At 72.8% G+C, this 20,450-nt stretch carries 14 protein-coding genes and 1 pseudogene; 12 read left to right on the top strand and 3 right to left on the bottom strand.

Features of this window, described 5'->3' with window-relative positions:
• Positions 1 to 24 precede the first annotated feature (24 nt).
• Positions 25 to 1,215 (top strand): geranylgeranyl reductase family protein, encoded by a 1,191-nt coding sequence (locus MXD95_RS18190; protein WP_250641891.1) that lies wholly within the window; start codon positions 25 to 27, stop codon positions 1,213 to 1,215.
• 129 nt (positions 1,216 to 1,344) lie between these two features.
• Here the strand turns inward: MXD95_RS18190 and MXD95_RS28990 are convergent, their stop codons facing one another.
• Complete coding sequence (locus MXD95_RS28990; RefSeq protein WP_250641856.1) at positions 1,345 to 4,635, bottom strand: nucleotide-binding protein; 3,291 nt, start codon at positions 4,633 to 4,635, stop codon at positions 1,345 to 1,347.
• A 407-nt stretch (positions 4,636 to 5,042) separates the two neighbouring features.
• Between MXD95_RS28990 and MXD95_RS18180 the strand changes: the two genes are divergently transcribed.
• Positions 5,043 to 5,765 carry a phosphatase PAP2 family protein gene (locus MXD95_RS18180; protein WP_250641855.1) on the top strand — a complete coding sequence of 241 codons (723 nt, stop codon included), beginning with the start codon at positions 5,043 to 5,045 and terminating at the stop codon, positions 5,763 to 5,765.
• Positions 5,766 to 5,957: 192 nt separating this feature from the next.
• Here the strand turns inward: MXD95_RS18180 and MXD95_RS18175 are convergent, their stop codons facing one another.
• Positions 5,958 to 7,382: an NsdA family TPR-like regulatory protein gene (locus tag MXD95_RS18175; protein WP_250641854.1), complete on the bottom strand. Its 1,425-nt coding sequence runs from the start codon at positions 7,380 to 7,382 to the stop codon at positions 5,958 to 5,960.
• Positions 7,383 to 8,315: 933 nt separating this feature from the next.
• Between MXD95_RS18175 and MXD95_RS18170 the strand changes: the two genes are divergently transcribed.
• The 10 genes and pseudogenes from MXD95_RS18170 to MXD95_RS18130 all read left to right on the top strand — a co-directional run bounded on the left by MXD95_RS18170 (position 8,316) and on the right by MXD95_RS18130 (position 19,368).
• Positions 8,316 to 9,206, top strand: coding sequence for a GNAT family N-acetyltransferase (locus MXD95_RS18170; RefSeq protein WP_250641853.1), 891 nt, complete (start codon positions 8,316 to 8,318; stop codon positions 9,204 to 9,206).
• Positions 9,203 to 10,336 (top strand): dihydropteroate synthase, encoded by a 1,134-nt coding sequence (gene folP / locus MXD95_RS18165; RefSeq protein ID WP_250641852.1) that lies wholly within the window; start codon positions 9,203 to 9,205, stop codon positions 10,334 to 10,336. The genes MXD95_RS18170 and folP overlap by 4 nt, the downstream gene beginning before the upstream one ends.
• Positions 10,333 to 10,833, top strand: coding sequence for a dihydroneopterin aldolase (gene folB / locus MXD95_RS18160; protein ID WP_250641851.1), 501 nt, complete (start codon positions 10,333 to 10,335; stop codon positions 10,831 to 10,833). The genes folP and folB overlap by 4 nt, the downstream gene beginning before the upstream one ends.
• Positions 10,834 to 10,909: 76 nt before the next feature.
• Positions 10,910 to 11,458: a 2-amino-4-hydroxy-6-hydroxymethyldihydropteridine diphosphokinase gene (gene folK, locus MXD95_RS18155; RefSeq protein WP_250641850.1), complete on the top strand. Its 549-nt coding sequence runs from the start codon at positions 10,910 to 10,912 to the stop codon at positions 11,456 to 11,458.
• Positions 11,455 to 11,892: a DUF3180 domain-containing protein gene (locus MXD95_RS18150; protein ID WP_250641849.1), complete on the top strand. Its 438-nt coding sequence runs from the start codon at positions 11,455 to 11,457 to the stop codon at positions 11,890 to 11,892. The genes folK and MXD95_RS18150 overlap by 4 nt, the downstream gene beginning before the upstream one ends.
• Positions 11,893 to 13,650: 1,758 nt before the next feature.
• Positions 13,651 to 13,818 (top strand): hypothetical protein, encoded by a 168-nt coding sequence (locus tag MXD95_RS18145; protein ID WP_250641848.1) that lies wholly within the window; start codon positions 13,651 to 13,653, stop codon positions 13,816 to 13,818.
• 526 nt (positions 13,819 to 14,344) lie between these two features.
• On the top strand, positions 14,345 to 14,857 hold the full coding sequence (locus MXD95_RS18140) for a hypothetical protein (protein WP_250641847.1): 513 nt from the start codon (positions 14,345 to 14,347) through the stop codon (positions 14,855 to 14,857).
• A 45-nt stretch (positions 14,858 to 14,902) separates the two neighbouring features.
• On the top strand, positions 14,903 to 17,515 hold the full coding sequence (locus tag MXD95_RS18135) for a helicase-associated domain-containing protein (RefSeq protein ID WP_250641846.1): 2,613 nt from the start codon (positions 14,903 to 14,905) through the stop codon (positions 17,513 to 17,515).
• A pseudogene (locus tag MXD95_RS29360) lies at positions 17,416 to 17,682 on the top strand (hypothetical protein); the annotation flags it as partial. The gene MXD95_RS18135 and the pseudogene MXD95_RS29360, both read left to right, overlap by 100 nt.
• Before the next feature lie 27 nt (positions 17,683 to 17,709).
• A complete protein-coding gene (locus MXD95_RS18130) occupies positions 17,710 to 19,368 on the top strand; it encodes a DNA repair helicase XPB (RefSeq protein WP_250641845.1) in 1,659 nt (552 codons plus the stop codon).
• An 865-nt stretch (positions 19,369 to 20,233) separates the two neighbouring features.
• Here the strand turns inward: MXD95_RS18130 and MXD95_RS18125 are convergent.
• Positions 20,234 to 20,450: TCP-1/cpn60 chaperonin family protein (locus MXD95_RS18125; RefSeq protein ID WP_285223671.1), on the bottom strand; the 217-nt coding region annotated here is incomplete at its 5' end.

The following is a 20,450-nucleotide window of genomic DNA, read 5'->3' as shown; positions in this document are numbered from 1 at the left end:
GCCGAGATCGCCGATGCCGCGCAGCTGGCCGGCGCCGCGGAGATCTACGACGTGCTTGTCGTCGGCGCCGGCCCCGCGGGCAGCGGCGCGGCCCGGGCGGCTGCCGCGGGGGGCGCGCGGGTCTGTGTGCTCGAACGGTCGGCGATGCCGCGTTACAAGACCTGTGGCGGCGGCCTGGTGGGGCTGTCGACCGACCACGTCGGCATCGACCTGTCCGGGCTCGTCCGGTCGACGGTCAGCGAGCTGACCATCACGCTGGACGGCCGGTACGAGGTCAGCCGCCACCGCCGGGACGCGCACCCGTGGCTGTCGATGGTGATGCGCAGCGAGCTGGACGCCGCCCTGCTCGCCGCGGCACAGACGGCCGGTGCGTCGGTCCGGACCGGGGTGCAGGTGCTGGGCCTCGAGGAATCCGCAGCCGATGGCGGCTTCGTGGCCGTGCGGGTGCGCGACGGGCGGGATCTGCGGGCCCGGGTCGTCATCGGCGCGGACGGGACGTCCGGGCGGTGTGGCACCTACGTCGGGGTGCACTGCGACCAGGTGGACGTCGGCCTGGAGGGGGAGTTCGTCGTCGAGCGGGCGGTGGCCGACCGGTGGGCCGGGCGGATGCTGCTGGACTGGGGGCCGGTTCCCGGCTCGTACGGCTGGGTTTTCCCGAAAGGCCGGGTGCTGACCGTCGGAGTGATAGGTGACCGGTCGCGGGGCGGGGAGCTGCGTGGCTACTACCGCCGGCTCGTCGAGCGACTGGGGCTCACCGACGCTCCCCGCGAGCACGATTCGGGGCATCTGACCCGGGTCCGGGCGGCCGGATCGCCGCTACGCCGGGGCCGGGTGCTCGTCGCCGGGGACGCCGCAGGTCTGCTCGACCCCTGGACCCGGGAGGGCATCTCGTTCGCGCTGCGTTCGGGTCGGCTGGCCGGAGAGGCCGCCGTCGCGGCCGTCGCCGCGCAGCGAGGGGCCGGATCGGCTGGATCGGCTGGGTTGACGGCGCTGGATGGCTATCCCGCCAAGGTCGAACGGATCCTCGGCCCGGAGATGGTCGCCGGCGCCGAGGTGCTCGCCGCCTTCACTCGCCGTCCCGTGGTGATGCACGCGCTGCTGTCCAGCCCCGGCACGTTCGGCCTGTTCACCCGGCTGATCGAGGGGCGGACGACCATCGCCCGTCAGCTGCGCCGCCCCGGCGTGCGCGCCGCGGTCGTGGCACTCGCCCGCTGAGCGTGTCACGTCCGATGCCACGCACGGCGATGCCACCAGGCCATCACCACCCACCAGGCCGTCACACCCATCAGGCCCATCACCACCCATCAGGCCCTGCGGCGCCGCCCCGGGCGACGGGCCGGCGGGTCAGCCGCGGCCGGCTTCCTGACCGAACCGCTCCGCCACGGCGCCGGCGATCTCCCGGTACGCATCCCGCGTCTCCCTGCGCAGGTCCGCGAGGACGATCCGGCCACCGGCGGCCAGGTGCGGGTCGAAGGGGACCTGGATCACCCGGCGGGTCCGACCCTCGAAGTGGCGGGTGAGTCGGCTGACATCGACCCGATGGGTTGTCGCCGGAAACATCGAGATCACCGCGACGGCCTCGCGGACCTGGGCGGCGTACCCGTGGGCCTCCAGCCAGTCCAGCGTGGCGCTCGCGCTGGAGCCGCCATCCGTCGTCGCACTGCTGACGATCACCAGGGTGTCGGCCATCTCCAGCACGCCGTGCATGGCGCTGTGCAGGATGCTGGTCCCGCAGTCGGTGAGCAGGATCGAGTAGTGCCGCTGGAGCAGGTCGTCGACGGCCCGGTACTCGGGCTCGCCGAAGCTGTCGGACAGCTCCGGGTCGTTCGTCGAGGCGAGTACCTCCAGACGGGAATCGGCCTGGGACAGGTATTTGCTGACGTCCATGTAGCGGTGCAGGTGTGGAGCGTCGGCGAGCAGTTCCCGCACGGTGTGCGGGGATGTGCGCTGCACCTTCGAGCTCAGGGTCCCCCGGTCCGGGTTCGCGTCGATCGCCACCACCCGGTCGCCGCGCAGGCTGGCAAGTGTCGAGCCGACCGCGACCGTCACCGTGGTCTTGCCGACCCTGCCCTTGAGGGACAGCACCGCGATCCGGTGGCAGTCCCGCAACGGCGTGCGGATGCGGGCCTCGAGCCGACGGTCCCGGACCTCGTTCGCCGACGGCCCGGGGTTCACCGCCCCGGCCGACACCTGGTAAATCAGCTTGCGCCAGCCCCTCGACGCCGTCTGCGGCGGCGCGGGGAGCAGAGCACTGGCCAGCCGCGGCTGGTCGGCGTCCGGCCGCGGGCCGGTCGGGATCTGGTGACCCGGCTGGTCCTGAAAAGCCTGCTGCTCCGGGTATGCGGCGAGCTCCGCGTGGTCCGCGCCGCCGCCCGAGGACGACGTGCTGTGGAGCGGATCTGCCTCGCCGTAGGCCGAGACGTCGTCGCCAGTGTCGGGGAGCCCGTCGCGGTGGTCCGCGACCCGGTCGCCATAGGCCGCGTCAGGGTCGCTGTAGGCCGTGCTCTCGGTGTAGGCCGGTTCCGGACGGTGGTCGAGACCGGGGTGATATGCCGTGACCGGCAGGGATGCCGCGGCGGACTGGTGGCCCGGGTTCGGCGGTCCTGGCTGCCAGGCGTGGTCTCGGTCGTCCGACCAGGCTCCGCGCGGGGAGTGGGTGTCGGCGCGCCGAGCAGGCCGGTCGTCCGGGTAGGGCGGGTAGGCGCCGGATGCGGGGCTGCCGGGCGCGGCGTGGCTGGAGCCTGGTCCAGACCGGTCCCGCGGCGCCTCTTGGTCCTGGCGGGGCGCCGGATGGTCCTGGCGGGGCGCTGCGGCGGCCCGATGCCGATGCCGGCCGCCGCCCGGTCCGGTCAGGGGGTGGCGGGCGTCCCGATGGGCGACGGGCAGGTGGTGTCCCGGCGGGTCGGCGAGTGGGTCTGACGGCGCACCGCGGGACCGCCACCGGCCGGCGCCCGACATGAGGATGCCCTGTGTGTCGGCGGGCTCCCCGCCAACGGACTGGAGGCCGTCCGGCTGCCCGCCGGGCGAGCGCCGGTGGCCGTTCGGGACCGGCAGGTAGTCGGGATAGGACTGCTGATGGTGCGGCTCGGGCTGAGCCGCGGGTGGCGGCTGTGGCAGATAGCCGGGGTAGAGCTGACCGGCTGGTCCCGGCTGCGTACCGCCACCGCTCGGGGCGCCTGGGTACGTCCGGCTGCCGGGGTACCCCCCATCTCCCGGGTATGGTCCGTCGCCCGAGCGCACCGCGCTGCGTGACGGCAATCCGTTGCTCGAGAACGACTGCTCGACCGATCCATCCCGCTGGCCACCGTCGAACGGCCCGCCATCCTGGAACGGCGCTTCGTCCTGGAACGGCGCGTCCTCCTGGAACGGAGCATTGGCCGGGAGCGATCTGTCCTGGAAAGGTCCGTCCAGGAGGGTTCTGACCTGGAACGGTTCGTTGACGTGAATCGCCTTGTCGTCCGGATGGGGCCTGCCGTCCGGATACGGCCGGTCGTGCGGGTACGGCACGTCATGCGGTGGTGGCTGGGGTGGTGTGGGCGGCGGGGACGTGTGACCGGGTCTGGGCACCTGGGTCGGACCGGGGCTGAGCATGCCCCGTGGCACGATCCGGCGGCGGCGATCTGGGCGTGAGTCGGCAGAGTCTGCTGAGCTGCCCGCCGGGGGCGGGCCGGGGGAGCCGGGAGCACCCGGCTCGGGAGTACGCGGCTCGGGATCCCGCAACCACGAGGGCACCCGGCCGCTGGCGGGGCGTGCTCGGATCAGACGGGTACCGGGATCGCCGGGGGCCGGTTCCCCGGTGGGCGCTGGCGGCGGTGCGGGGTACACGGTGGACGGGCGGTAGTTGTTGTACGCCGGTGGCACGACCCCCGGACCAGTGGAGCGGTTGATCGCTGGCGCGAGGGGATGCGCTCCGGGGACCGTCCCTGTCGGCGAAGCCGAGTCCGGATACCAGGAGTCCCGTGCGATGGGCGAGGGCGCGGACGGCGGGGGTGGCGCGGACGGCGCGGGTGGCAGCCGGGGGTCGACCGACGCGGCCGGGAACGTATCCGGCGAGGCCCAGGCCGGATACGTGCCGTTCGCGTCCGGGCCGACACCGACCTCCCATGCCGGCGGCGGGGCTGGCGCGGAGGTCGGAGCCGCGGTCACCGGTGAGGCCATGGCTGGTGGTGGCGCGATAGCCGGGGGAGATGCCAGGACCGGCGGTGGTCTCATGCCCGCCGGCAGCGCCATGCCCGCGGGCAGTTCCATGCCGTCCTCCCGCGGTGTGGGGGTCGATGGCCAGCTGGCTCGGGCGCCCGTGTTCGCGCCCCCTGGTTGGATGGCGCCCCCTACCGACCAGCCCTGACCGGCGAGAACGGCAGCGCTCGCGCCCTGGCCCGCCTGGCTACCGGCCGGTCCGCCGCCGACCTGGCTGTGGCCGACCGCGTGGTGAGTGGGCTGGTGGCGCGGGGCGGCCGGCCCGGCCTGCATGCCCTCGTGCGGCGGTGGGTCGATGAACCAGGCGAAACGCGGGTCTGCCGAGGTCCGCGTCGGGCCGGATGGATGGTCGGCTGGCCGGCGACCGGGCAGCTGCGGGCGCTCGTCACCGACATCGCTCACCCGAATGCCGCCGAGGTCGCGGCCGTCGCCGTTCACCTGCGGCCTCCGTCCCAGGCCGACGTCCGGCACTCGGGCGGAGCTCTGTCGACGATCCGGCGACAGGCCGTCCGACGGGGCAGGTCCCTCCACGCTGTTCACGGGGTGCCCTCCCATCGGTCGGCGTGAGCCGTACGGCCGGAGCGATCTGGCGACCGGGCGCGAGTGGTCGATCCCTCGCAGTGAACACGATGGACCGGGACCGCTCGGCACTGGGCCGTGGTTCGCCGGCTGGCCAACGATTTTGACCAGAATGACACGCGTTTGGCCGGGCCGCACGGACCGGATGGCCTGGAATCGGCGGCCTACCGCGGGCTGGGCCGGCCGGGTGCTCCGAGGTGGGCAGCGCCGAAGGTGGGCAGGAGACCCGCACACGGACAGGAACCCGGGAAGGCAGGAACGCCACGATGGTGACAGCGGCGCGAACCGGCGGCCCCGCGCGGGTCCGGGCGGCCCTTGTGGCCGGCCTGTTCGCCCTCGCGCCGCTGCCGCTGGCGATCGCGGTCCAGGTGTCGTGGTCTCCCCTGACCCGCGGCGACGCCGACGTCGTCACCACTGTGGTTCGGATGACCACCCGGCACAGCGGCTGGGAGCATTTCCTGGTGGTGGTGAGCGCGGTGTGCGCGCCGAACGTGTGGCGGGTGCTCGCGGTTGTTGCGGCCACCTGGCTGTGGTGGCGCGCGCGGGGAGTGCGGGGGGCTGGAGTCGGCGATCCGGATACCGCCCGGCGGCTTGTCACCTTCGTGCTGGTGGCGGTGGAGGGGGGTGGTCTCCTTGTCCGGATGGGCAAGGAGATTGTCCGCCGACCACGGCCACCGGACAGTGATCCGGGCGTCCGTGCCGCCGGGTTCAGCTTTCCCTCCGGCCACGCGTTCGGGGTTCTGGTCGCGGCAGTCGTGCTGCTGGTCGCGATCCGCGTGCTGACCGGGCGGGCGGCGCGTCCGGCCCTGTGGTGCGGGTGCGCGGCGGTGGTCGCGCTCACCGGATTCGCCCGGGTGGGGCTGGGCGTCCACTACCTGTCGGATGTCGTGGCCGGCTACCTGCTCGGCGCGGCGTGGGCCCTTGGTCTCGCCGCCTGTTTCCGGCTTCCCTTGACGTCGTCCCCGTCGTCCCCGTCGTCCCCGTCGTGAACGGCGGGGGTTCCCTTCCTCCTGGCCGGGGGGTTTCCTGCTTCACCAGCCAGCATGGTCCGCGGGTCCCGCCAGCCCGCGTCCGAGATCACCCGGGCCAGCGTGTGGTTGCGGGTGTCCGGCTACGCCCCGGCCGGGTTCCCGCCCGGCACCTACACGATCAATCGCACCCTTGGTACTGGCGGATTTGGGTCAGAGCATCAGGCTCGGCGCCGTGACCGCGCCCGGTGCCGGCCGCTGGTCGGCGGCGGAACGCTGCCATTCCCGGACCATCAGCGCCAGGTCGCGGACCTCGCGGACCTCGCTGTGCGGTCGGGTGGCCGCCAGCAGCTGATCCGCTCGACGCGAGACGGACGTGACGGTCCGTCCCCAGGAGATCTGGATCGCCTCGGCGGCGAGCGCGCACACCCGCTCGAGCTCGAGCCGGCCCTGCCGGGCGAGGGCCACGGCGAGGTCGAGTCGGATCACCGAGCGGAAGCCCGGAGCCTCCATCGCGTCGAGCTTCGGCAGCGCCAGTTCCGCGTGCTGCTCGGCTGCCCGTGGCCGTCCGAGCAGACACAGCGCCGTCGTCGCGTTGTACGGCACCTCCACGGGATGGAAGGTCTCGAACGCCGGCCCCGGTCGTCCCCACTGGTCGGGCGGAATGAGATCAGCCAGGTCGTAGGCCTCGTCCAGCGCCTGCGCCGCGCCGCGAACGTCGCCGATGCCGGCCAGGGCCCGCGCCGACTGGCAGACCAGTCGGGCCCGCACCGGGCCGTCGGCGACGCGTCCCAGGCCGTCGCGGGCCAGCCGCAAGGCCTCGTCCGGGCGGCCGGCGTGGAACTCGCCCGCGGCGGCGACTTCCCGAGCCGAGCCGCACAGCGCGCCCTCGCCAAGCTCCTGACCGGCCTGGAAACCCAGCGTGGCCAGGGATCGAGCGGTGGTGATGTCGCCGAGCTTGAACGCCGCGTCGGCGCCGAGGACCGCCACCCGCCCGGTGAACAGGTCGCGGCGGCGGGCGTCGCCCCCGGGCATGGAACGGCGGGTCAGCCGCTCGAGCCCGCGGCGCAGGCGTTCGGTCTGGGCCAGGATGTGCGCGGGCGGCGTCCGCTCGTGCGCGGCGAGCAGATCGCCGAGCATCTCCTCGGCGCGCTCCAGCGCCAGTTGGATCGGGCTGGCGGCGAGGACGTCGGAGACCTCCATGATCTGACCCTCGGCCAGGATGGCGGTCATCATCGTCGCACCGGCATACCGGTAGGCGTGGCGTCGCTCGGTCAGCAGGGGCACAGGGGCACCGCGCACCGGCGGGCTGGCTACGTCCCCGACGTCCGACCCTCCGATCGCGGGGAGCAGCGCGGGAACGGCGAGCGCGGAGCGGGAGGCGAATCCGGCGAAGGCGACCGCGTACGGGTGCCGGGCGGGCGCCGCGCAGGACGGGGGAGGTGGGGGCGGTGGCTCCATGGGGTAGTCCTCCGGACGATCGTCCGGCGGCGTGCGTGCCGGTGGGATGAGGACCGACTCGCCGAATGCCGGTCGGGCCGCGGGAGCGCCGGCTCGGCCGGCCGGACCCGGGATCCCGTTCTCGGAGCCCTCGCCCCGGGGATCAGGCTCCGGCGAGGATCCGCTCGACTGCGGCATGCCGCGCGTCCTTCCTTCCGATACAACCACGGTCAGTGACCGTGCCGACAACGTAGCGGGAGGGCCGGCCTGCTGCGAGGGGTGACGCGAAACTGGCGCACGGTAAGACCACGCATTGCGGCAGACCCTCCGGTCCGTCGGCGACGATGGCGACGGCCCAGACCGCTCGGATGCCGTGCCGGCGTCCGAGGCCCGGTCGCCGGCAGAACATCCGCATGTCCGGTAGAGCGATCATCACCCGATCGGTGACGGGCATCACCGTCGTCCGGATGGCGAACCACCGGCAGCGACGCTGCCGTCGGTGGTTCGCACGGATGAGCCGGACTTCTCCGGCCCGTCCCCGCACTACCGGATCCTCGCTCGATAGTAGAAGCCGTCCTGCGTCGAAGGGTGATTACGTGTCAGGCGAAAGTCGCTCGCCATCGTGGCTCTACGTGGTGTTTCTCGCGGGTTTCCTGGGCTGATCTTGACTGGTGGGTCAGGGATCGCCGGTCGGCGCACCGTGGTTGATCCGGTCGTGGGGCACACGGACGAACGAACTCGCGGCCTGAGGGGTCCAGGCGACGGAAGGCTTGTGCGGATGGCGCGGGAATGTGCCACCGGTGTCCGTCGGTGGCGCGCCGGCCCGGCCCCGATACAGCCCACGCTCTGGGACAAAACGGGAACCAGCCAGCAATAAACCTGAAACTATGTCATTGGGTCATAGCTGCCCGGAGGTGGGCGCGGCGGTTGTCCACAGGTGCGAGATCGCCGGTCATCCCGTCGCCCGGATCGGTAGCCTCGGCATGGTGGCTGACCCGGCCCAGCGGTTCCTCCTGACCTGCCTGACGCGCCGAGGGCGCCGGCCTGGCGGCCGGTCCACGGTGCCCGGACCGCTCGCGGCGGCCGGTCCGCCCGGACCGTCCCGGGCCTCCCGTCTGGTCGGGGTGGCGCATGTCCGATAAGGGCGCCTCCGGCGACCGGAGCTCCGGTGCTGGTGCGCAGTCCGGTCTCGCTGATCCGCTCGTCGCTCCCCGCGACGGCCTCATCGGCGCTGAGGCCGCGCTCGCCCGCGAGCTCGAGCTGATCGCCCATCGGGCCTGGCCGCCGTTGCATGCCGCCGAGCTTGGCGGCTGGACCCTGCGGGCCTCGGCGGGAGCGTCCCGGCGCGGCAACTCGGTCTGGGCCCACGGCGACGTGTCGGACCTGCCCGCCGCGCTCGCGGCAGTCGCCGGCTTCTATGCCGAGGCCGGGCTGCCGCCCATGTTCCAGCTGACCCCGGTCAGCCGCCCCGCCGGACTGCCGGCCGCGCTCGACGCCGCCGGCTACGACGACACGGGCCCGACCGATGTCTGCGCCGCGTCGGTGGACGCCCTCATCTGGGCCGACGGGTCCCTGTCGCGATCCGCGCTGGGCGTGGCGTCCTGCGGCGTTCCCGATGACGACTGGCTGCGGGTCGCCGGGCAGGTGCTGGCCACCTTCGGCGCCCAGCGGGATGGCACCCTGGCGGTCCTCAGGGACCTCTCGCTGCCCACGACCTACGTGACGGCGTCCATCGACGGCGTGCCGGTGGCCGTCGGCCGAGGTGTCGCGGATGGCCGCTGGCTGGGCATCTACAGCATGGCGACCCTGCCCGCGGCGCGCGGACAGGGTGCGGCCCGCCGGATCGTCGCCTCGCTCGCGAGCTGGGCGGCCGCCCGGGACATCACCCAGGCCTATCTGCAGGTGGAGGAGGTCAGCACCGTGGCCAGGCGGCTGTACGCCGAGCTCGGCTTCCGACCGGTTTACCGCTACTCCTACCGGCGCGGCCCGGCGGCCGACCCGGGCGTGGAGCGGACCGCATGACCGCGGGCGTGGAGGAACTCTTCCGGCCGAGTGAACTCACCCGGGTCATGGGCGTGGTCAACGTGACGCCTGACTCGTTCTCCGACGGCGGCACCTTCCGCGACCCTCTCGACGCGGTGCGGGCCGGGCTGCGGATGGTCGCCGAAGGCGCCGATCTCGTCGACGTGGGCGGTGAGTCGACCCGGCCCGGTGCGTCCCGGGTGCTCGCGTCCGAGGAGATGCGTCGGGTGCTACCGGTCGTCGCCGAGCTTGCCTCGGCAGGAGTGCGGGTCAGCGTCGACACGACCCGGGTGTCGGTGGCCGCCGCCGCGGTCGACGCCGGCGCCGTGCTGGTCAACGACGTCTCCGGCGGCCAGGACCCGGATCTGCTGGACCTCGTGGCCGATCGCGGCGTGTACTACGTGCTCATGCACGCCCGCGGACCAAGCGCCACCATGACCGAACGGGCTGTCTACGGCGACGTCGTCACCGAGGTGGTGGCGGAGCTCGACGCCCGGCTCGAGGCCGTCATCGCCGCCGGGATCGCCAGGGAACGGGTGATCCTCGACCCCGGCATCGGGTTCGCCAAGACCTCCGCGCACAGCTGGGCGCTGCTCGGGCGGCTCGACGCGTTCGCGGCTTTCGGCCGTCCGCTGCTTGTCGGCACGTCCCGCAAGTCGTTCCTCGGTGCGGTGCTCGCCGATGGCGAGGACGGCCCGCGCCCGAGCGACGCACGCGACGACGCCACGCAGGCCACCACCACGCTGCTGGCCGCCGCCGGGGTATGGGGCGTGCGGGTGCACGCCGTCCGCCCGGCTGCGGATGCCGTCCGGGTGGTGCGTGCCTGGAAGCGCGGCGCACCGCACCCCGCCCGAGCCGAACCCGCCGCCTTCGACACCGCGGCGTCGGCCGCAGGCGCCGCGGCGGACACCGCCGGATCCAGCACCCGCGCTGCCTCCGGCGCCCGCGCGCCCAACAGCTCCGGCAGCACGGCCGTCCCCGGTACCAACGGCGTGGCGGGCACCAACGGCGTGGCCGGTTCGGCCGATTCCGTCGCCGCGCCCGCCAGGCCGGCCGACGCGCCCACGGATCCGGTGCGCTCCCGGCGACGGTCGCTCGGCGGCCAGAAGGTACGGTGGTCCTCGCGATGACCGCATCCCCGATAGCGGCGTCCCCAGCGGCTGGATCTTCGACGGCGAAAGCCTCGGATCCGGCCGGTTCGTACCCAGACCGGATCACACTGCGTGGCCTGCGGGTCCGCGGCCAGCACGGCGTCCTACCCGCCGAGCGGGAGCTCGGGCAGGAGTTCATCGTGGACGCGGTGATCTGGTTGGACATGACCGCCGCGGCGCGCGACGACGACGTCACCCTGACCGTTCACTACGGCGAGCTGGCCGAGGAGCTCGCCGCCATCGTCGCCGGTCCACCGGCGAACCTGATCGAGACGCTCGCGCTCCGGCTCGTCGACGCCTGCCTGCGACCGCCGCGAGTGATCCGCGCCGAGGTCACCGTGCACAAACCGGCGGCGCCGATCCCGCTCGTCTTTGGCGATGTGGCCGTGACCGTCGCCCGGGACCGGCTGCCCGTCGTCTCGGCCGCGGGCCACTGCGACCTCGGCCGCCGCGGGACTCCCGAGCGGTCCGGGTGAAGGAACATCCGATTGCGTTTGCGACGGTGAATGATCGATGACGCCTGACGGTGAAGGTGCGGCGCCCGAGCACCGCATGGCTGGGCCCAGTCTGCCGGCCGGGCCCAGCCATGCGGTGCTGGCCCTCGGTTCCAATCTCGGTGACCGCTGGGCGTTGCTCCGCGAGGCGGTCGATCGGCTCGACCGGCTGCTGGGCGTGCTCGCCTGCTCGCCGGTGTACGAGACCGTTCCGGTCGGCGGGCCGGCTCAGGACGACTACCTCAACGCGGTCGTGCTCGTGGCCCCGGTCGGACCGTACGACCTGCTCGGCGCCGCCAGGGCGACGGAACAGGAAGCCCGCCGGGTCCGCGAGGTGCGCTGGGGTCCCCGCACACTTGACGTCGACATCATCGCGCTCGGCGCGGTGCGCAGCGAAGATCCAGAGATCCTCATCCCGCATCCACGCGCGCATCTGCGGGCCTTCGTCTGTGTGCCCTGGCTGGACGTCGAGCCGGACGCCGTCCTGCCGGGGCATGGTCCGGTGGCTGAACTCGTTGCCCGCATGACCCGGGAGGGGGAGCTCGCCGGACTGCGGCGGCTCCCCGACGGACTGCGTGGCGCCGACCCGGCGCGGACATCCTCGTGAACCCGACCCGGGGTCGAGACCTCGCTCTGGTGGCCGTCGGGTTCGGGGCGCTCGCCTACCTGCTGCTGTGGTGGGCGTACCGGTCGATTCCCGCGCTACCGCGGACCGCGCCGCTGTCGGTGGTCGTCATCGGCGCGCTGGAGCTGCAGGTCGCCGGGCACACCCGTCATCGACTGGAGAGACGACCGGGAACCCGGCCGATCCTGCCCCTCACCGTCGCCCGACTGGCCGCCTTCGCCAAGGCCAGCTCGATGACCGGAGCCGCGCTTGCCGGCGGCTGGGCCGGGGCGCTCGGCTACACCATTCCGCGTACGGACGAGTTTGGTTCCGCGGGGAGTGACGCGATCACCGCTGGCCTGGGCCTGGCCGCCGCCGTCGTGCTCCTCGCTGGCGGACTGGTCCTCGAGCGGGTCTGCCGGGTCCGAAAGAAGTAGGGCCAGTCGGCCGGAAACCGCCTGTTGGCGTGTCCGTGCGGTTGCGATCGGTATCTAGAGGCGGGCCGGTCTGCCTGTTTGCGCGCGTCGCGATTGCGTCGCGACACGGATTGCAGGCAGCTCGGAGAAGCCGCAGGTTGTCCAGTTTGTGGATAGTGGAGTTAGTCTGAGGTGTATCACGGCGGATGATGGCGATCGGTGTCATGAGGGTCTCTGTCAACCCGTCGTCGCGATGGTTGCCGGCGCGGCGTGCACAGATCGGTCGGAGTCGGGCCGTGGAGGCGGAAGGTGCGGGCGGTGGTCGCTGAGGACCGGGACCGCGGCGCGGCGGATGATCGTCCGCCTGGCTCGGGCGGGCGGGTGCGCATACCCTCTGAGCGATCGGACGACCGCGCTGTGCTGCCGGGAGTCCCGGCAGCCCGCCCAGGCGGTTCCCTTGCCCGTTCAGGTGGTCCGATGGGTCGCCGGGGCAGCGATCCCGCGCACTTCGCGACGCACGACTACCCGTCTGACCTGGATCCGCACTCCGACGCCGGCCCCGCCCGTCGGGGCGACGCCGCGCGGTCCGGCCGGGGGCGCTCCGATCCAGGCCGGCGTGCTCCCGGGGAGGCTGGCCGGATGGGACCAGCGGCCAGGTCTGGTCAGGATGGGCGGTTCGACGCGGCCGGTGGATGGGATCCGGCGGAGATGGAGACCGGGCCGGCGCCGTCCCGGGCATCTCCTGGCCGGGAGGTGCCCCCCGTGCGCTCGCGCTCGGCCCGGCCCGTCCGCCCGGCCCGGCCCGAGCGCACGGGCCGGTCCAGCGGGACGGGGCGCTCGCAGGCGCAGGGGCGGCGGCAGGCCTTCCGCGCGGTGGCATTCGGCAGCCCGACCGCGGGCGGAGCAGAGGTCATTCCGTTCGACCGGTCGCAGGAGCCCGCACCTGCCCCGTCAGCCGGGTCTCCCGAGTCGCCGTCCCGGTCCGCCGCCCCGGCTGCCCCCGTCGGCTCCATCGGCGTCGCCAGTGTGGGCAGGCGAGAGGGACAGGATCCGACCGATATTTCCGGGGCCGCCCGTTTCTTGACGATTTCCAGTCAGCCCAACCCGGCGGGCGCACGAGGCATTCCTCTGCTGCCCGCGCCTGTTCGGGTGGAAAACCACACGGTGGCTCCGAAGCGGCTCCGGGATTCTCGGCGGAGCACGCCCGGTGAGGGGCCTGGCCTTACCGGACTTCTGGACAAGGTCAGCGCTACCAGCAAGCAGCCGATCCCACCGGCCGCACAGCCCCGGCGCCCGGACGCGTCCGGGTCCGGGTCCGGGGAACCCGCCGCGTCCGCGCAGCCGTTGCTCGATCAGGTCAGCTTCACGGGAGTTGTTCCCGCCGTCCGTGGGGACGCCAGCGCGCCGCCGCACGCCGGCCCCCCACGCGCGGGATCACGATCCCCCCGCGATGCTCGGTTCCCCGCACCGCCGGGCCGTGGCCGACCGGGCGGAAGTCCGGGCAGCGTCGAACGCCCCGGATCCGAGCGCCGCGAAACCCGACGTTCCGGATCCGAGGGCCGTGGGGTGAACATCGGCGATGCGGGTCGGCCGGCACGGCCTGGGCCACAGACCTCGGCATCCGGTCATGGTGAGCCGGGGCAGCCAGGACAAAGGCGGGCCGAAGCCGCGCGGACGGGCCGTCCAGAGTCCGGCGGTGCGCGGTTCCCTCTGCTCGGTCCCGGTCCCGGTCGCACCGGCGCGGGTGGGGTCGGGCCGGCGGAGTCCAGGCGCCGCACGATGCTTCTGGTGATGCGGGCCGCGGTGGTGGCCGTCGTCCTCGTCGTCGGCGTCTCTTTGGGACGGACGCTCGCGCTGCCCGGTAACGCCGGGGCGATGGCCCGGATCGCCGACTGGGGACGGGCGAACCATCTCGCCTTTGTCGTGAACCGTGTTGACCGGCCCTGAGCAGCCGTCCGCCCGAGCCGGCTGCCCGATCGGGCGTCCGGCTGGTGGAGAGCCCCATGGCATCCGCGGCCAAAGGCCAGGAGTGGCCATGTTTCCGCGCGCGGGCGGCCTCGTCGGAGGCCGGACGGCAGCATGACCGCGCGGGCAGCGGCCGGACCGGTTCCGCGCAACCCGGGATAAGGCGGGAAGGCCACCGCTGCGTCCGTTGCCGCCTGTTGTGGCAATTGTCGACTTATGGTCGATCGCGCGAGCCATCCACGCAATATCGGGGTAACCCACAGGTTGGTCCGACCCGAGGGCTTCCGGTGAGTCCTCGTCCGCTGTGCGGGCCAGGCCGAAAATAGTCCGTTTGGGCGGTGCGGAACCCTTGCATGATGGCGGCTCCGGCGTGTCCAATCTGTATTGGCAGGTCTGTCGCATTCCGTCGGCCTCGTCCCGCGTGCTCCTCACCTCCGGTGCACACCCTGCGTCCGAGTGGCCGACCGAACGCGCGCCCCGACCTGCCAGAGGCATCCAGGGAGGCCACGTGCGTCCGAGACCCGCGGCCGCCGCCGAGCTTGCGGTGACAGGCGACGCGCCCCTCGGCGTCCCCGTCCGGGGCGGGGCGGGGCCAGCTCCGGTGGGCACACCGCGCACCACGACCGGCGGCGTGGAGCTCGCCGACGGGCCGGGCCGTCCGGCCACGGTGGCGGAGGCGGAGGCGATCACCGCTGCCCTGCTGGACAGCCCGCTGCTCCCGTCCGGCGAACTGCGGGTGACGGGCATTCGCACCTCCACCGGCGCGCCGGACTGGGCCTTCGCGGTGCTGCGGGTTCCCGGCGGTCCCGATCCGTCGATTGCCGTGCTCCGGTGGGAGACCTGCTCCGGCTGGGTTCTCGACCAGATCGGATCCGCTCGCCTGAGCCTTGGAATGGGCGCGGGCTCGGCGGCGAGGCGACCTGAGCTGACGATCACCTCGTCGGCGGTTCACTCGCCGGCCGCGGCCCGGCCGCACCGGGACGCAGCCGGGCGTGCCCGGAGAACGGCGCGGCGGGGGTAGGTCGCGACGGCGCTTCGCCGCGTGTGCCGGGCGCCAGCTACCGTCTTGAGAGTGACGAGGCCGGTCGACAAGGCGCAGAACGGTTCCGCGACCCTGGCGGACTGGCTTCGCGCGCAGCCGGATGACATGGTCATGCGGCTTTTCCTGCTCAGGCCAGATCTGGCCACTCCGCCGCCGCCGGACTTCGCCGTCCTGGCGGCGCGCATGGACGTGCGGGTCAGCGTCACCCGCGTCGTGGACCGGCTCGACACCTTCGTCCACGAGGTGCTCCAGGCGCTCACCGTCCTGCCCGCCGGTGTGTCCCTCGCCGCGCTGACCGCGTTCGCCGGGGGCGCTCAGGTCGCCCCCGCCGTGCGCCGGCTGCGCGAACTCGGCCTGGCCTGGGGGGATGACACCGCGCTGCGGGTTGTCGGCATGGCCGTCGATCTGGTCGGTGGGCGACCCCTGGGCCTGGGCCGGCCGATCCGGCAGTGCCTCTCGAGCTACCGGCAGGGGCAGCTCACCCGTCTGCTCGAAGCCCTCGGCGGCCCCGCGGACCGTGCGGGCACTGCGGCCGCCGCGGGCACGGACCCGATCAATGCGATCGGTGAGCTGTTCGACGACCCGGCCCGAGTCCGAGGTTGGATCGAACGTTGCTCGCCCCGGGCCAGCGAACTGCTGAACCGGTTGGCGGCCGAATCGTCCCTGGGCAGCACCACCGCGGCGAACCGCGTTCTGCCCGTGGAAAAGGCCCGGACCCCGATCGAGGAGCTGCTGGCCCGTGGCCTGATCATCGGGATCGACGGCGAGACCGTCGAGCTTCCCCGCGAGGTCGGCCTGGCGGTGCGCGGGCAGACACCGGCCGGGCCGCTGCATCCCCTCCCGCCCAGGGCCGAGGGAACCGAGATCGGCGTCGCCAGCGCGGATGGGGCCGCTGCCCTCGCCGCGCGGACGGTGGTCCGCTGGGTCAGCACCCTGGTCGAGGCCTGGGGCGAGGCACCGCTCACCCCGCTGCGGACCGGCGGGTTGAGCGTGCGTGACCTGCGGGCCACCGCGCGCCTGCTCGACAGCGACGAGCGGGTCGCCGCCTTCGTCGTCGAACTTGCCTGGGCGGCCGGGCTCGTCGACGCCACCACCGGCAACGACGTCCAGTTCATGCCGACGGCGGCGTATGACCGCTGGTGCACCGAGCCGCTGGAAGCCCGGTGGGCGCTGCTCGTCGAAAGCTGGCTGCGGTCGCCGGTCGCTGCCTGGCTGATCGGTGAACGGGATGAGCGGGGGCGCCAGATCGCCGCGCTCTCGTCGGACGTGCGCCGAGGCATCGCCCGGGAACTGCGTGCCGACGTGCTGCGCGCGCTGGGGGCGTCACCGCCGGGGTTGGCACCAAGTAGCGCGTCGCTGCGCGCACTGCTGGCCTGGCGGGCGCCCCGGCGCACCGGTACGTTCCTGGACCGGATGGTCGACAGCACGGTGGCCGAGGCCGAGCTGCTCGGCCTCACCGGACGGCATGCGCCCAGCACCGTCGGCCGGGTGATCATCGACCAGCTCGAGATCGAACACCAGGATCCGGCGCGGTCCGGACACCTGCCCGGCAGGCCTGCCGCCGGCGACGCCGGCCTGTGTGAGCGGCTCGCGGACGCCTTGGCCCCCCTGCTGCCCGAACCGGTGGACGAGCTGCTCCTGCAGGCCGACCTGACCGCCGTCGCGCCCGGACCGCTGGTGCCCCGGGCGGCCGCCCGGATCGCGCGGATGGCGGACATCGAGTCCGTCGGGGCGGCCACCGTGTATCGGTTCACTGAGGATTCACTACGCCGGGCGTTCGACTCGGGGCTGACCGCTGAGGACATTCACGATGATCTCGCCCACTGGGGGCGCACCGGCATTCCGCAGGCGCTGACCTATCTGATCGACGACACCGCCCGTCGGCACGGCCGGATGAGGTCCGGGCCGGCGGCGAGCTACCTGCGTTGTGACGACTCCGCTCTGCTCACCGAGGTGGTCGCCAGCCGGGCGACGCAGGCTCTGGGGCTGCGTCGGATCGCGCCGACGATCGTCATCTCGTCGCTGCCGGTGAACGAGCTTCTGGCCGGGCTGCGGGGCGCTGGGTACGCGCCGGTCGCCGAGGCCCCCGACGGCAGGGTGCTGCTCAGCCGCCCGCCCACGCACCGGACCCCGGCCCGCGCCCGGCCCGCCTCCGGTGACGTCGTCGACGGTCGGCTCGCCGCGGCCCGCGACGTTCTGCGTCTGGTGCGCCGGGGGGACGAGAGCGCGCGTACGGTACAGGCGGCCAGGACCATGGACATCGCCGGGTTCGGGCTCACCCGGTCCGCCCCGCTCATTCTGACGATGTTGCAGGATGCTGTCCGGCTCCGGCAGCGGATCCTGCTCGGGTACGTCGATCAGCAGGGCACGCCTCGGGACCGGATCGTGCGCCCGACGACGCTGGATGGCGGCTGGCTGACGGCCTGGGACGAGCTCACGGAACAGCCACGTCGCTTCGCGCTGCACCGTGTCACGGGCGTCGCCGAACTGGGTGACCACGGTGGGGCCACCGCACCGGCTGCGATCTCACCGGCTGCGATCTCACCGGCTGCGACCTCACCGGCGGTGTCCTCGCTTGCCGCGCAGTGGGCGGTCCCGGCTCCGACCGACCCACCGGGTGCGGACGAGGTGCGCTGACGCGGTTTGTCGGAGGTCGCCTGTACCGTCGAAGCACGGTGATGGCTGATGCGCCTCGAGCCTCTCGGGGTTCGCGCCGTGAGTTCGCGCTGACAGTTTCGCGCTGTGAGCTCGAGCTCACGGTTCGAGCTCACAGCTCGGGGCGGTACGTCGAGGCGACAGGGTGAGGCAGCGGTGCGAGAGGGTGGTGGCGAGTGGCGGACGGCCCTCTGATCGTCCAGTCGGACAAGACACTCCTGTTGGAGGTCGACCATCCAGGTGCCGCGGAGGCGCGTGCGGCGGTCGCTCCGTTCGCCGAGCTGGAGCGGTCCCCGGAGCACGTGCACACCTACCGGATCACGCCGCTTGCGCTGTGGAACGCCCGCGCCGCCGGGCATGACGCCGAGCAGGTCGTCGACGCGCTCGTCCGGCACTCCCGCTATGCGGTTCCGCACGCCCTGCTGGTCGACGTCGCCGACACGATGGACCGCTACGGCCGGCTGCGGCTGGAGAACGACCCGGTGCACGGCCTGGTGCTGCGCGCGTTCGACCGGGCGGTGCTGGTCGAGGTGGCCAGGGCCAAACGGATCGTGCCGATGCTCGGCGAGCGCCTCGACGAGGACACCATCGTCGTGCATCCCTCCGAGCGCGGCCGGCTCAAGCAGGCGCTGCTCAAACTCGGCTGGCCGGCCGAGGACCTCGCCGGGTACGTCGACGGCGAGAGGCACGCGATCGCCCTGGTCGAGGACGGCTGGAATCTGCGCGACTACCAGCAGGGCGCGGTTGCCGGATTCTGGGAGGGCGGGTCCGGAGTGGTCGTGCTGCCCGCCGGCGCCGGCAAGACCATCGTCGGCGCCGCGGCGATGGCCCAGGCGGGAGCGACGACCCTCATCCTGGTGACGAACACGGTGGCCGGCCGGCAGTGGCGGCATGAGCTGCTGCGCCGTACCTCGCTGACCGAGGACGAAATCGGCGAGTACTCCGGCGAGCGCAAGGAGATCCGCCCGGTCACCATCGCCACGTACCAGGTGATGACGGCTCGTCGCAAGGGCGAGTACCTGCACCTGGACCTGTTCGGGGCTCGTGACTGGGGGCTGATCATCTATGACGAGGTGCACCTGCTGCCGGCGCCCGTCTTCCGGATGACCGCCGACATCCAGTCCCGGCGCCGGCTAGGCCTCACCGCCACTCTGGTCCGGGAGGACGGCCGGGAAGGCGACGTGTTCTCCCTGATCGGCCCGAAACGCTATGACGCACCCTGGCGGGAGATCGAGTCGCAGGGCTGGATCGCCCCGGCCGAGTGCACCGAGGTGCGGGTCACCCTCACCGACGACGAGCGGATGGCCTACGCCGTCGCCGAGCCCGAGGAACGCTACCGGATGTGCGCCACGGCCCGCAGCAAACGGGCCGTGGTGCGGCGTCTGGTCGAGCGGCACGCCGGCGACCGGGTGCTGGTGATCGGCGCGTACCTCGACCAGCTCGACGAGCTTGGCCAGATGCTGGACGCGCCCGTGATCCAGGGCTCCACCCGCACCCGGGAGCGGGAGCGCCTGTTCGAGGCGTTCCGCACCGGGGAGATCACGACCCTGGTGGTCTCCAAGGTTGCCAACGTCTCCATCGACCTCCCCGAAGCCGGCGTGGCCGTGCAGGTCTCGGGCACCTTCGGTTCCCGTCAGGAGGAGGCGCAGCGCCTCGGCCGGGTGCTGCGTCCCAAGGCCGACGGCCGTTCCGCGCATTTCTACACCGTCGTCTCCCGCGACACCGTCGACCAGGAGTACGCCGCGCACCGGCAGCGTTTCCTCGCCGAGCAGGGCTACGCCTACACGATCGTCGACGCCGATGACATCCCCGACGAGGCCGGTAGCCCCGAGTAGGGCGCCCGTGCTGCCCGGTGGCCGGGTCGGCGGTCGGCGGGGCGGGGCCGGCCGGAACACTCACCGGCGGACGGCATCCACGGGCCGTGTAGTTGCGTGGGACACATCGACTATCGGTTGGGCCACCCCTCGATGAAACTCCGACGCGCTAATTGTCCGGGTCGCGTAATTCGTCGACTTTAAACGATCAGCGACCCCTAAATTGTCGAAAAGAAGTGACATAAAACTCTTGTGGGCCGCACTACCCGATGGTAACTTGACCTCCGTCGCAGGCGGCCGGGGCATTCATGGCACAAGGTCGCCTTTGGGGGTGTCTCCTGGCGCGCGCTCCGTCCCGAGTGCTCGTCCACTCCCAGGCCGAGGTGGCCCGCCTTCGTGGAACCTCCCGTCCACGGAGGCGGGCCATTGCCTGTGGAAGGCCCCTTTACCTGCCCCGATGTCGGTCTGGCACCTGGCCGACGACATCCGGCGGCAGGCCACCGCTGCCGCTATGGCGTCGATGACGTCCGGAGCCGCGCACCGGCGTCGGCCGCCCCCACCATGAGTTCTTGATCGAGGTGCTGGGGGCCGTTCACCGCGTGTTCTCGGACTTCCTGATCGCGTCCGGCGTGATCCATGCTGGATACGGACTGTTTACCCCACTTGGGGGGTCTTTCGTCCATAGTTCAGTGCGGAGGTAGCAAACCTGTAGCTTCTGCGCAATTAAACCTGGCGACCGGGCAGCACGGACTGATCGGCCAGGAACGTCGAAAGGCGGCCCCGCCCAAGTGCGGGGCCGCCTTTCGACGTCATGATTCGGGCTGTACCGCTGAGGGGCAGGTGGTGTTCCGCCCTGCCCCTCAGCGGTGAGTGAGGCGTCCCGGACTCAGAAGTCCATGTCGCCGCCGCCGCCGGGAACGGCGGGAGCCGGGTTCTTCTCCGGCTTGTCGGCGATGACGGCCTCGGTGGTCAGGAACAGCCCGGCGATGGAGGCGGCGTTCTGCAGCGCCGAGCGGGTGACCTTGGCCGGGTCGATGATGCCGGTGGCGATGAGGTCGACGTACTCGCCGGTGGCGGCGTTGAGGCCGTGGCCGGTGGGGAGG

Source organism: Frankia sp. AiPa1, assembly GCF_023243075.1.
In the GTDB taxonomy this organism is placed as follows: Bacteria; Actinomycetota; Actinomycetes; order Frankiales; family Frankiaceae; genus Frankia.
Note: the sequence above shows the minus strand (reverse complement) of the source record. Positions and strands in the feature narration are given on the sequence as shown.

Excerpts from the sequence above, each read along its gene's own strand:
- MXD95_RS18180 (WP_250641855.1), top strand. The coding sequence starts at position 5,043 with ATGGTGACAGCGGCGCGAACCGGCGGCCCCGCGCGGGTCCGGGCGGCC.
- MXD95_RS18175 (WP_250641854.1), bottom strand. The coding sequence starts at position 7,382 with ATGCCGCAGTCGAGCGGATCCTCGCCGGAGCCTGATCCCCGGGGCGAG.
- MXD95_RS18170 (WP_250641853.1), top strand. The coding sequence starts at position 8,316 with ATGTCCGATAAGGGCGCCTCCGGCGACCGGAGCTCCGGTGCTGGTGCG.
- folP (WP_250641852.1), top strand. The coding sequence starts at position 9,203 with ATGACCGCGGGCGTGGAGGAACTCTTCCGGCCGAGTGAACTCACCCGG.
- folB (WP_250641851.1), top strand. The coding sequence starts at position 10,333 with ATGACCGCATCCCCGATAGCGGCGTCCCCAGCGGCTGGATCTTCGACG.
- folK (WP_250641850.1), top strand. The coding sequence starts at position 10,910 with ATGGCTGGGCCCAGTCTGCCGGCCGGGCCCAGCCATGCGGTGCTGGCC.
- MXD95_RS18145 (WP_250641848.1), top strand. The coding sequence starts at position 13,651 with ATGCTTCTGGTGATGCGGGCCGCGGTGGTGGCCGTCGTCCTCGTCGTC.